This window comes from Nocardia sp. NPDC049526 (assembly GCF_044465765.1).
GTDB lineage: Bacteria > Actinomycetota > Actinomycetes > Mycobacteriales > Mycobacteriaceae > Nocardia.
Map to the genome: position 1 here is coordinate 38,135 of NZ_JBITMA010000010.1, position 12,130 is coordinate 50,264.

The window sequence follows — 12,130 nt, forward strand, 5'->3', positions numbered from 1 at the left end:
CGCATCCGTGATCATCGGTGCCAATCGGTCCGAACCCGCGGGTTTGGCGCTGGCCGGATTACCGGACGGAGTCGTCGGTGCAGGCACGCTGACCGGTCTGGCATTGCGTGTGGACGCCCACGGCCACAACCCGAACGATATGCGGCTCGAACTCGACGGCAACGCGGTGAACGGCACGGTCGAAGGCGATTCCGTGGTGTACCGGCCGGGACCGCTCACCGATGGCGACCACAAGTTCACCGCCGAGATACCACGCGGGGGCATACTCGGCCTGTTCAGCGCCGGTCCGGGGGTTACCGCGACCTTCACCGTGGATACCGAGGCGCCGAAACTCGAGGTGACCCAGCCGGGTACGGCTGGATCGTATCGTCAGCCGATCACGTTGCGCGGCAAGGAATCCGGCGCAGTGCACGTCTCAGTCGGCACACAGTCGGTCACCCCCGCCACGGACGGCACCTTCGAGATCACACTGCCGCGCACACCGGTCGGCGGTGAGGTGACCGCGGTCGATGCGGCGGGAAATAGGGCGACGCAGGCGATTACGACCTCGGTCGATATGCCCCGGGTCAAGGCCGTGCATATCACGGCGTATGGATGGGCATACGAGGGTTTACGCGAGCCCATTCTGGATATGGCCCGCGAGGGGCGCATCGACACCGTTCAGCTCGATATCAAGGATGAGGACGGGGTTATCGGCTACGACTCGCAGGTGCCGCTGGCACGGCAGGCGGGTGCGGCCACCAATATCTACGATGTGCGCGCCGCACTGCGGCAATTGCACGAGATGAATCTGCGGGTGATCGGGCGAATCGTGGCATTTCGCGATCCGACCATGGCCGAATGGGCCTGGCACGGAGGACATCCGGACTGGGTCATCCAGAATCCCTCAGGTCAGCCGTATGCCAGCAAGTACGGTGCGATCGCTTTCACCAACTTCGCCGATCCCGAAATCCGCAAGTACAATATCGATCTCGCGACCGAGGCGGCCGAGCTCGGCTTCGACGGAATAATGTACGACTATGTCCGGCGGCCGGATGGTGCACTGTCGCAGATGCAGTTTCCGGGGCTGACCGTCACGCCCAGTGCATCCATCGCCGAGTTCCTGCACGAGAGCCGGGATCCGGTACGCGACAAAGGCGCGAATCTCGGTGCCGCCGTGTTCGGCATCGCAGCGACCCGGCCGGATGAGATTGCGCAGGACATTCCGGCGATCGCTCGGTATGTCGACTATGTGGCTCCGATGCTCTACCCATCGCATTGGAATGCCGGTGAATATGGCGTCGCGAACCCCAATGCCCAGCCGTACGACATTATTTTCCGATCGCTGGCCGACTTCTTCCGACAGACCGAAGGTACCGGCGCGAAAGTCATTCCGTGGCTACAGGATTTCAGCCTGGGGGTGAACTACGGCGATGCCGAGGTCGAAGCGCAGATCGATGCCGCGGCGGCTGCGGGGACGAACAGCTTCATTCTGTGGAATGCGGCGTCGCGGTACCACTCGTGGGCCGTCGCGCCCGGTTGATTCCTACAGGTCTGCGTGGCAGGTGACGTCAGCGGCGGGCAGGGCGCCGTCGGCGTAGTAGGTATTGATCGCATTGTTGACGCAGGCGCTCAGGTCGGGACGGAAGGTCATGTGGATGCGGATGTCCTGCAGTGTGACCATGCGGGATTCGGATAGGTGCTGATGTAGTCGGGCACCGTGGGTATACGGGGTTCGGGCGTCACCGGTCGCCTGCAGGATGAGGGCGGGAACCGAATTCCGCACGGTGGTGGCGGGTTCGACCGGTCGGGGCCAGAATGCGCACGGCTGGATATTGTTGGCCAGCGGACCGAATATCGGCTGCGCGGCACGGCTGGCTTCGATATTGCTCGCGTACCACGCCGGATCTGTCGGTGCCGCGGCATCACCGCAGGCGATCTGGGCCAGGACGGAGTTCTCCTCGGATCGCAAGGCCTGCAAGACGATTTGCAGACGTGGTGCCCGCGCCGCCACAGGCGGGCCGCCCACCGCATCGGCGATCTCACGCAACGTTTCGGCCAGCGCTTGGTTACGCCGGAAATCGGTCACCATGTTGTGCAAGAGAAATGGCAGCCAATGATCGTCGACCGGGAAGTCGTCGATCACGATCGGTTGCCGTGCCGCCGCGGCGAGCAGCTCCGTCAGCGATGCACGCACTTCGGTCGGAGTCGAACCGAAGTGATACGTATCATCCTGTCCCGCAGCCCAATTCGACCATTCGTCGATCGCGCGCTCGTCCGACGGACCCCAATCCTGGACGAGGCCGGTCCAATACCGATCCGGATCGATGGCGCTGTCGAACACCATCCGGTCGCTGCGTTCCGGAAACATCTGGGTGAATACCGCACCGAGGTAGGTGCCGTAGGAAACGCCGTAATAGCTGAGCTTCGGCTCACCCAGCGCCACTCGGATGACATCCATATCGCGAGCGGTATTGCGGGTGGTGAGCTGACGCGCCTTCACCGGATCATCGGCCAGACAACCCTCGGCCATATCCGCCGCCAGCGCGGTTTCCCGCGCGAAGCCCTGCGAAGTCAGACCCGCCGAATGGATCATTTCGCCCACCGGCCATCCGCAGCGCGGCGTGCGCCCGGAGTCGCCGACGCCACGTGGATCCATGCCGATCAGATCGAAACGGGCCCGCACCTGCGGGGTGAGCACGTCACCGAGCAGATCGACGGTGTCCAGACCCGATGCGCCGGGACCACCCGGATTGGCCAGCAGGACGCCATGGCGCTGATCCGGATCGGTGGCCCGGACCCGCGATATCGCGATCTTCAGCTTGCGATCGTAGGGCCGCAGATAATCGAGCGGCACCAGCACATCCGCGCATTGGGCCCCGGCCTTGTCCAAATCCTCGACACCGCAGGCGTGCCAATGCAGTCGCTGGTGATAGAACCGGTATGCCGGATCGACCTGCGCTCCGGGCACGGTGATCAGCGCCGCCCCGACCGCTACCAGCACCAACCACCGCAAAAGCCTCGCCGACAACCCACACCTCTCACCGCCAAATCCCGCAACTTCGTACCACAGCTCGCCACAGGGCACCCTTGCCACATTTGGTGGTGCCGCCGATACTCCAAGGGGGCCGCGCCACCGCCGGTTCCGCATCGAGGGGAGGAATCAATGCTTCGAAACCAATTGAATCCACTACGGACAGTGGAGGATTCGCTCGCCTACGGGCAGCCGTACGAAACTTCCGACGGCACCACGATCATCACCGTCGCCAGGACGGGCGGTCTGCTACGCACCGCTCGTCCGGTGGGTGCGTTCGTGGTCCATGACGGCGAGGTCAGCTGGACGCCCGCGGTCGATGCGACCCGGATCGCGCTGATGGGTGAATTGATCGGTCTGCTGGCCGCGGTCATCGCCACGCTCGCGGTGCTGCGCAGGCCGCCGTGGCCGGATCTATCACGGGTGGTGGCAATCGGACGGGACTCGCGACACACTTGATCCCGTGAATCGCATGCCACTCGGACATATCGACCGGGGCGGTCCGCCGTGACCGCACTCGCACGCGGGGAAAATCGCCCCGCGCCCGGCGACCGGATGATCGTGACCGTCACCTGCGCAGCGCCGGTCGATGTGTCGGCGCTACTACTCGGCGCCGACGGGCGGGTCCGCTCCGATGCCGACTTCGTCTTCTTCAATCAGCCGGCCGGCCCCGGTGTCACCTATCGGCACGGCCGCGGTGCCGGCGATATGGTCGATGTGCAGACCTCCGCACTGCCCGCCGATGTCGACAAGGTGGTGGTCACGGCCAGCCTCGACGGCAGCGGGCCGCCGACCTTCGCGGGCGCGAGTTCGCTGACAGCGACGATCGGATCCGATTCCGGAACGCTGACCTTCCCGATGACCGGACTGAGCACCGAGACAGCCGTGGTGTGCGTGGAGATCTACCGGCGCGGCGGTGCGTGGAAGGTGCGCGCGGTCGGGCAGGGCTACGACAACGGGCTGGCCGGAATCGCGACGGCGTTCGGTGTGAATATCGACGACGAACCCGAAGCAGCGCCGCCCGCTGCGGTCCCGCCGCAATACCAGGCCCAGCCGCAGGCTCCGGCGCCGCCGCAATACCCAGCCCAGCCTCAGTACCAGCCGCAGGCTCCCGTTCCGCCCGCCTATCCCCCGTCCGGCGCCGTGCCGCCGCCCCCACCGATTGCACCACAGCAAGGAGCGCTGCCGATGCAGAGCGAACTGTTCAATCCGAGCCACGCCGAGGTCAACGGCATCGGCATCCAGAAGCAGGGCGGCAAGATGATCAAGGTCGCCGTCAATGGCGAGACTATGGCGCGGGCCGGCTCGATGGTTGCCTACCAGGGCGATCTGCACTTCAAGGCGCTCGGTTCGGGCGGTATCGGCCGTGCGATCCAGCATCGGCTCACCGGCGAGGGGGTGCCGCTGATGCAGGTGTCCGGTCGCGGCGATCTTTTCCTCGCCGATGCCGCCGCCGATGTGCACACTGTCGATCTCGACGGCACCGATGGGCTCACGATCAACGGCTCGAATGTCCTCGCTTTCGACACCTCGCTGTCCTACAACATCCAAAGGGTCCAGGGCGCAGCCGGTTTCGCCAGTAACGCGGGCTTCTTCAACTGCGTGTTCACCGGGCGCGGGCGCATCGCCATCACCACCCACGGCTCGCCCGTCGTCCTCAATGTCGACCAGCCAACCTACGCCGACCCGCAGGCAGCGGTGGCCTGGTCGTCGAGCTTGTCCACCGGCATCAAGCGCAATGACTCCTTCGGCCTCGGCCGCCTCATCGGCCGCAGCACCGGCGAAGGTCTGACGCTGTCGTTCTCCGGGCGCGGCTTCGTCATCGTGCAGCCGTCGGAACTGCCGCCTGGCGGTTTCATCGGCGGCACCGGTGGTGGTCAGGAGGCCGGACAGAGTGGCGGCGTGCTCGGCGGCTTGTTCGGATAACCCGTCCCGCGCTGGAACCGGCTGGGCCACAGCCGGTTCCAGCGGCACCGGATCAGTTCAACAGACCGCGCCGGACCAGGAGCGGTTCGATTTCGGGGGCGCGACCGCGGAAGGATTCGAAGGCCTCGAGCGGGTCGACCGAGCCACCGCGCGAGAGCAGTTCGCGGCGGAAGGCCTCGCCCTTTTCCCGGATGGAGGCGTCGCCCTCGTCGAACCACTCGACGGTGTCCGCGTCCAGCACCTCGCTCCAGATGTAGGAGTAGTAGCCCGCCGCGTAGCCGCCGGAGAAGATGTGGGCGAAGTAGCCGGTCCGGTAGCGCGGCGGAATCGCGTCGATGGCCAGACCCGCCTTGCGCAGAGCTTCCTCCTCGAACGCCTCGGCATCGGTGTCGGCCAGTGCCTCGGGTACGGGGACGCGATGCCACGCCCAGTCCAGCAGTGTCGCGCCGAGGTATTCGACGGTTTTGAAGCCCGTACCGAACCGCTCGGCCTCCGCCATCCGCTCGACGAGTTCGGTGGGCATCGGTTCGCCGGTCTCGATATGCCTGGCGTAGTTGGCGAGTACCTCCGGTCGCGACATCCACATCTCGTTCACCTGGGACGGGAATTCGACGAAATCCCGCGGTACTTCGGTCCCGGAGAAGAACGGGTACATCACATCCGAGAACAACCCGTGCAGCGCGTGCCCGAACTCGTGGAAGAGCGTGCGCACGTTGTCCCAGGTGAGCAGTGCGGGTTCGCCCGCGGGCGGTTTCACGATATTGAGGTTGTTGACCACCACGGGCCGCTTCCCCAAAAGCCGTGACTGGCTGACCAATTCGTTCATCCACGCTCCGCCACGCTTCGACGGTCGCGCGAAGAAATCACCGAGGAACAGTCCGAGCGCACCGCCATCCGCGTCGAAGACCTCGAAGATCCGCACCTCCGGGTGGTATCCGACCAGATCCTCCCGCTCCTGGAAAGTGATCCCGTACACCTGCTCGGCAGCGAAGAAGACACCGTCGCGCAACACCCGCTCGAGCTCGAAATAGGGCCGCAATGCCTCCGCGTCCACCGAAAACCGTTCGGCCCGAACCTTTTCCGACCAGAACTGCCAATCCCACGAGCGCAGCTCCGGCCCGCCCATGGCCTGTGCCAACTCGGCTGCCTCACGCTCCGCATTTGCCACCGCGGGCGCGACCAACCGCCCGAGCATTTCCTCCACCGCCGCAGCGGTTTTCGCGGTCTGATCCGCAACCGCATACGCCGCATGGTCCGAATAGCCCAGCAGCGCGGCGCGTTCGGCTCGCAATGCCGCGATCCGGACGGCGAGCGCGCCGTTATCACCCAACCCGCGCCCGAGCGAGGCGGCCATCACCCGCTGCCGAACATCCCGGTCGGCCAGTTCCGCCAGCACGGGCTGATTCGAAACGTTCTGCAGCCGAAGTGCCCACGCGCCGTCGCGCCCCAACTCCCGAGCGTTCTCCGCGGCCGCTGCCACCGACGCCTGCCCCAGCCCGGCCAATTCCGTCGTCGACTCGACGACCACCGTCGCACCATTGGTCGCCGCCAAAATGTTCTGCCCGAATTCCGTTGCCGCCGTGGCGAGTTCCGCATTCAACTCACGCAACCTCGCCTGCCCGGCCGCCTCCAGCCGAGCCCCGGCCCGCACGAACCGAATATGATATTGCTCCAGCAGCCGCGCTTGCTCGGGATCCAATCCCAATTCCTCCCGGCGGCCGTAGAGCGCCTCGACCCGCGCAAAGAGCCGGGGATCCAAATAGATCGCGTCCCGATGCGCCGCCAGCTTCGGCGATACCTCGGCCTCGATCGCGTCGGTGGTCTCGCTGGAATCGGAGCTCGTGATATTGAAGAACACATTCGCGACCCGAGTCAGGACCGGACCCGAACGCTCCAAGGCCACAATGGTATTCGCGAAGCTCGGCTCCTCCTCGTTCGAGGTGATGGCGGCCACCTCTGCCAGTTGCTCGGCCATCCCTCGCTCGAACGCAGGCAAATAGTGCTCGGTACCGATCTCGGCGAACGGAGGAAGCTCATACGGCAGCGCACTTGGCTCGAAGAACGGGTTGCTCGTCATAGGTGAACCCTATGCTCCGATCACGCTCCCCTGGCAGCGAAATCACTGGCGAGCAAGATCCACAGCGCTGACGACGGCGGCACCACGCCGTCCGCCGCGATCGGTAATGTCGAGCGGGTGAGTAGCTGGGTGCGCCGAAAGTTCTACAGAGTCGGACGATTCGATCGGGCGGTCGGCAGCGCGGTCGCCGAATTACCGGCCTCCATGGTCGACAGCGGCCTGCTGCGGGTCACCAAGAGCGCCGATTTCAGCGCGCTGTGGCTGGTCTGCGCGGCGCTGCTCGCCACCCGCCAGGGCACACCGCGGCGGGCCGCGCTTCGCGGGGTCGTCTCCGTCGGGGGCGCGAGCCTGGCCGTCAACCTCGGACTCAAGACCCTCATTGCGCGGCGCCGACCGGCCGCCGAACTTTTGCCGGTATACCGGCGGCTGACGCCGGCCCCGAAATCCTCCTCCTTCCCCTCCGGGCACAGCGCCTGCGCGGCGGCATTCGCCACGGCGGTCGCGCTCGAAAGTCCGCGCACCGCACTGGCTGTCGCCCCGCTGGCGGCCACCGTCGCCTACTCGCGGGTGCACACCGGCGTGCACTGGAGCTCCGATGTGCTCGTCGGGGCGGCCGTAGGTTCCGGTATCGCATTGGCCACCCGCCGCTGGTGGCCCGTGCGTGAATCGGACGAGGCACAGGCCAGGCTGGTCCGTGAGGCGCCCGCACTGGCGGCGGGCAAGGGTCTTTTGGTGTTGGTGAATCCGGTTTCCGGCGATCCGAACTACGATCCCACCGCCGATATCATCGCGGCCCTGCCCGCCGCCACTGTCCTGCGCACCGAACCCGACCTGGATGCCGCCGAACAACTCGAGCGGGCACTCGCCGAACACGCCGGGCCGGTACTGGCGTTGGGCATCGCCGGTGGCGACGGCACCGTGGCGGCCGCGGCCGCGGTTGCGCTGCGGCACGAGTTGCCGCTGGCCGTCATCCCCACCGGGACGCTCAACCATTTCGCGCGTGATCTCGGCGTCTACGATTTGCGCGAGGTGATCGATGCGACCGGTACCGGCGAGGCGGTCGCGGTCGATATCGCGCGCGTCGAATACGGTGACGAAACCGGCTCGCACACCAGGCATTTGATCAATACCGCCAGCATCGGCGCCTATCCGGACCTGGTGCGGCTGCGCGAGCAGTGGCAGGTGCGCTGGGGCAAATGGCCCGCCTTCGCGGCCGCGCTGGTGGTCACCCTGCGCCGGGCCGAACCGATCGAGATCTATCTCGACGATCGCTGGCAGCGAGTGTGGTTCCTGTTCATCGGCAACGGCCCCTACCACCCGCACGGCGCCGTGCCCGCCTTCCGCGACCGGCTCGACGCCGGACTGCTCGACGTCCGCTGGCTGCGCGCCGATCTGCGCTGGTCGCGCACGCGCGCATTGGTGGCGCTGCTGCTGGCCGCGATCGGCCACAGCAAGGTCTACGGCGAGCGCCGCCTACCCGAACTGTATGTGCAATTGCCCAGGCCGGAGGCACTGGCCACCGATGGCGAGGTGATCGGCAAGGCCACCCGCCTGCACTTCGCGATGGCGGGCCAGCTCGCTGCCTACCGCCGCGACGAATCGAACCCCCGCTGGGCCGACCGGTTCCGCCCGCACCACCGCCGGGCGCCCTGGCTCCGCGATGCCTTCCGCACGAACCGATGAATTTTCGACGGGAGCGACGTCGCTACCGGTATGACGACACACACGCTGCAAACCGCCGGAGCCGACATCGTGTACGACGTGCACGGGCCGCTGCCCACTGATGGGGGACGCCCGCCGCTGGTCATGATCGGGCAGCCCATGGATGCCGGTGGGTTCAGCACGTTGGCCTCGTACTTTCCGGATCGCACGGTGGTCACCTACGATCCGCGCGGACTCGGACGCAGCACACGGAAGGACGGTCGGGTCGACAACACGCCGATGGTCCAGGCCGAGGATGTGCATGCCGTAATCGAGGCGCTCGGCGCGGGCCCGGTCGAGTTGTTCGGGAGCAGCGGCGGTGCGGTCACAGCGCTCGCGCTGGTAGCGGCCTATCCGAACGATGTCAGCACGGTGGTGGCCCATGAGCCGCCGCTCATTCCGGTGCTGCCCGATGCGGCCGCCGCCGAGCGCGCCCGTGCGGGAGTTCGCGACGCATACGAGGCCAAGGGCTTCGGCGCGGGCATGGCGACGTTCATCGCGATGACCTCGTGGCAAGGCGAATTCACCGACGACTACTTCGCCCAGCCCGCCGCCGACCCCGCCATGTTCGGAATGCCGAGCGAGGACGACGGTTCCCGGGACGATCCGCTGCTGTCCGACCGGTCCTGGGCGATCAGCAGCTACCACCCCGATGTCGCCGCGCTGTCCGCCGCACCGACCCGGGTCGTGATCGCCGTCGGCGAGGAGTCCGCGGGCACCTTTACCGCACGCACATCGGCGGCCGCCGCCAGGCTGCTCGGCCTTCAGGAAACCGTATTCCCGAGCCATCACGGCGGCTTCCTCGGCGGCGACTACGGGTATCCGGGCCGGCCCGAAGCCTTCGCACGCGTACTGCGCGAGGTCGTGGCCGGACAATAATGACGGAAGTGTGACGCGCTGCTCGACGGGGACTTTCCGGATCGGACCGCGGGTTGTACGTGGGGCCGATATGAGGAGGTCAGGTGGCACAGGAATACAACCGGAACCCCGCCGCGGTGGACGCGCTGTCGCCCGAGCAGTACCACGTCACCCAGCAGAACGGGACCGAGCGGGCGTTCACGGGCGAGTACTGGGACAATCACGAGCCGGGTATCTATGTGGATGTGGTCTCCGGTGAACCGTTGTTCGCCTCGGTCGACAAGTTCGACAGCGGCTCGGGATGGCCGAGTTTCACCAAGCCGATCGACAGCGAGAACGTCGTCGAAAAGCGGGATTTCAGTCATCTGATGATCCGCACCGAGGTGCGTTCGACGCACGGTGACAGCCATCTCGGGCATATGTTCACCGACGGACCGCGCGCGGCGGGTGGCCTGCGGTATTGCATCAACTCGGCGGCCCTGCGGTTCATCCACCTCGATGACCTCGAGGCGGAAGGCTACGGTCGGTATAGGACCCTGTTTACGAAGGAGGACGCGTGAGTGACACGCGAAAGGCGATTCTGGCCGGCGGATGCTTCTGGGGCATGCAGGACTTGATCCGTAAGCAGCCGGGGGTGATTTCGACGCGAGTCGGCTACTCCGGCGGGCAAAACGATCACCCCACCTATCGCAACCACCCGGGCCATGCCGAGGCCGTCGAGATCATCTACGACCCGGCGCAGACCGACTACCGGGCGCTGCTGGAGTTCTTCTTCCAGATCCACGATCCGACGACGAAGGACCGCCAGGGCAACGACATCGGTACCAGCTACCGTTCGGCGATCTTCTATCTCGACGACGAGCAGAAGCGCGTCGCGCTGGAAACCATCGTCGATGTCGACGACTCGGGCCTGTGGCCGGGCAAGGCGGTCACCGAGGTGACCGCGGCGAGTGAGTTCTGGGAGGCCGAGCCCGAGCACCAGGACTACCTGCTGCGCTACCCGGACGGCTACACCTGCCACTTCCCGCGACCGGGCTGGAAGCTGCCGAAGCGGCAGACCGCAAAGTAGGTTGTGCGCCGCAATTGATTGCGGCACAAGGTATTCGACGCGCCGGGCACCCCTTGACGCCAGCGGGTGCCCGGCGGACGATCGGCGAAATGACCGGCAGCAATCAGCGTTTCTTCGATCAGCTCGACTGGTTCGATCAGCGGCACTGTGCTCGGCTCGGCGATGAGCTGCGGTGGGCACGCGCGCAGTGCCCGGTCGTCCGCTCGGATTTCGGCGGCGGGATGCATATCGTCACGCGGTACGCGGATCTGGGCACAGTGGCAGCCCGGCTGCAACCGCAGATCGCATTGGACCGAATACTGGCCCGGCTGACCAACTTCCGGCTCGTACCGGACACAACGATTCGTCCGGCGGTCGGCATCAGCGTGGGAGCGCCCGAAGAACTCCAGCCGGAGTTCGATCGGGTCGCCTGACTAAAAGAATTGCGCGGCGGCGAATCCCGTTAGCAGGACGCAGAATCCACCGATTTCGCCGACGATCAGCGCGACCAGCACCCAGCGCATGGCGGGAGGCGGATTGTGCATCTGATTGTCGGTGTCGCGGCGGATGCCGTGGTTGATGTAGTTGGCGATCGTGATGACGAACATCAGGACCAGCACGGTGGCGGCGGTCGCGTTGACCGGTGTGGGCCAGCCGGATAGTTCGACGAAGATCGCGATCATCGCGGTCGCGAACGAATAGAGCAGGGCCGAGCGGTGGGCGATATCGACGTACGGGTGCGCCCGGCCATCGGGTGCGCCGACCATCGCCAACCACTTCCACACCCCGAGGCCGAGGGCCGTCACGAAGAGCAGGCCGGCGGCCAGCAATACCAGTGCAGTCAGCGTGCCGACGGTCATGCCCGGACACCTTTCACCGACGTTGTCATGTCAAGCGTCGAGTATGTCTGGACGGGCGACCATCTGCCACCGCTGGGAACGATTATGTACTCCCGGTGAGGGATTCGAGTTCATTGCGCAACTCCGCGACCTCGGCGGCCAGCTCGTCTCGCAGCTGTTCGCGTTCCCGGAGGCCGGCGCGCAGGTTGTCCACCGTGTCGTTCATCGCCGCCAGGTTCCGGTCGGCGCCGGCCAGCCGCCACTCGACAACCGCGCGACGGTCGATCTCCGCGCTGGCGTACATCACCCAGCCCACAACGTAATCCAGCCACTCCGGCTGTTTGGGCATGCGCTGATCCGCATCCCATCCGCGCCGCACCGACGGCTTCGACGACAGCACCCGATCGGCGCGCGGTCCCGTCAGCTGCACGAGGTCGAACTTTCCGGCACTCGTCACCACCGCGGTGAGGCGGAAACGCCCGGCGAGGTGCATCCGCAACTCCGCGGCACCCCGGCCATCGGTATCCATCGCGCCGAGCCACGGACCTTCTGCCGCATCGATGATCGATCCGAGCATCCCGAGTTGCCCGGCACTTCGACGCCCCCGCGTCACCCGCTCGCGGAGGTCATCGGGCGTTGCGGTCATCAGATCCCAGTGCATAGCGCCT

12 protein-coding genes are annotated in these 12,130 nt (G+C 66.2%); 8 read left to right on the forward strand and 4 right to left on the reverse strand.

Annotation, left to right across the window (positions count from 1 at the left end):
* Positions 1 to 7 precede the first annotated feature (7 nt).
* A complete protein-coding gene (locus tag ACIBW7_RS29135) occupies positions 8 to 1,522 on the forward strand; it encodes a putative glycoside hydrolase (protein WP_397051766.1) in 1,515 nt (504 codons plus the stop codon).
* Positions 1,523 to 1,525: 3 nt separating this feature from the next.
* On the opposite strand, the gene ACIBW7_RS29140 is transcribed toward ACIBW7_RS29135, so the two are convergent.
* Positions 1,526 to 3,010 carry an alpha/beta fold hydrolase gene (locus tag ACIBW7_RS29140; protein ID WP_397051768.1) on the reverse strand — a complete coding sequence of 495 codons (1,485 nt, stop codon included), beginning with the start codon at positions 3,008 to 3,010 and terminating at the stop codon, positions 1,526 to 1,528.
* A gap of 135 nt (positions 3,011 to 3,145) precedes the next feature.
* Here ACIBW7_RS29140 and ACIBW7_RS29145 point away from each other — a divergent pair, with 135 nt between their 5' ends.
* Together ACIBW7_RS29145 and ACIBW7_RS29150 are read left to right on the forward strand one after the other, a co-directional pair.
* Entirely contained in the window at positions 3,146 to 3,472 is a 327-nt protein-coding gene (locus ACIBW7_RS29145) for a hypothetical protein (RefSeq protein ID WP_397051770.1), read from the forward strand.
* 48 nt (positions 3,473 to 3,520) lie between these two features.
* A complete protein-coding gene (locus ACIBW7_RS29150; RefSeq protein WP_397051772.1) occupies positions 3,521 to 4,939 on the forward strand; it encodes an AIM24 family protein in 1,419 nt (472 codons plus the stop codon).
* 52 nt (positions 4,940 to 4,991) lie between these two features.
* On the opposite strand, the gene ACIBW7_RS29155 is transcribed toward ACIBW7_RS29150, so the two are convergent.
* Positions 4,992 to 7,016: a M3 family metallopeptidase gene (locus ACIBW7_RS29155; protein WP_397051774.1), complete on the reverse strand. Its 2,025-nt coding sequence runs from the start codon at positions 7,014 to 7,016 to the stop codon at positions 4,992 to 4,994.
* A 117-nt stretch (positions 7,017 to 7,133) separates the two neighbouring features.
* Between ACIBW7_RS29155 and ACIBW7_RS29160 the strand changes: the two genes are divergently transcribed.
* From ACIBW7_RS29160 to ACIBW7_RS29180, 5 genes are all read left to right on the forward strand, one after another.
* The gene (locus ACIBW7_RS29160) at positions 7,134 to 8,699 is read left to right on the forward strand and encodes a bifunctional phosphatase PAP2/diacylglycerol kinase family protein (protein ID WP_397051776.1); all 1,566 of its coding nucleotides are present in this window, start codon (positions 7,134 to 7,136) and stop codon (positions 8,697 to 8,699) included.
* A gap of 30 nt (positions 8,700 to 8,729) precedes the next feature.
* Positions 8,730 to 9,596 carry an alpha/beta fold hydrolase gene (locus ACIBW7_RS29165; protein WP_397051778.1) on the forward strand — a complete coding sequence of 289 codons (867 nt, stop codon included), beginning with the start codon at positions 8,730 to 8,732 and terminating at the stop codon, positions 9,594 to 9,596.
* An 83-nt stretch (positions 9,597 to 9,679) separates the two neighbouring features.
* On the forward strand, positions 9,680 to 10,135 hold the full coding sequence (msrB, locus tag ACIBW7_RS29170; protein ID WP_397051780.1) for a peptide-methionine (R)-S-oxide reductase MsrB: 456 nt from the start codon (positions 9,680 to 9,682) through the stop codon (positions 10,133 to 10,135).
* On the forward strand, positions 10,132 to 10,644 hold the full coding sequence (gene msrA, locus ACIBW7_RS29175) for a peptide-methionine (S)-S-oxide reductase MsrA (protein ID WP_397051782.1): 513 nt from the start codon (positions 10,132 to 10,134) through the stop codon (positions 10,642 to 10,644). The genes msrB and msrA overlap by 4 nt, the downstream gene beginning before the upstream one ends.
* Positions 10,645 to 10,733: 89 nt before the next feature.
* Positions 10,734 to 11,057, forward strand: coding sequence for a hypothetical protein (locus ACIBW7_RS29180; protein ID WP_397051784.1), 324 nt, complete (start codon positions 10,734 to 10,736; stop codon positions 11,055 to 11,057).
* Here the strand turns inward: ACIBW7_RS29180 and ACIBW7_RS29185 are convergent, their stop codons facing one another.
* The gene (locus tag ACIBW7_RS29185) at positions 11,058 to 11,483 is read right to left on the reverse strand and encodes a hypothetical protein (protein WP_397051786.1); all 426 of its coding nucleotides are present in this window, start codon (positions 11,481 to 11,483) and stop codon (positions 11,058 to 11,060) included.
* An 82-nt stretch (positions 11,484 to 11,565) separates the two neighbouring features.
* Positions 11,566 to 12,123, reverse strand: a complete 558-nt coding sequence (locus tag ACIBW7_RS29190) for a hypothetical protein (RefSeq protein WP_397051788.1) — start codon at positions 12,121 to 12,123, stop codon at positions 11,566 to 11,568.
* Positions 12,124 to 12,130: the final 7 nt, after the last annotated feature.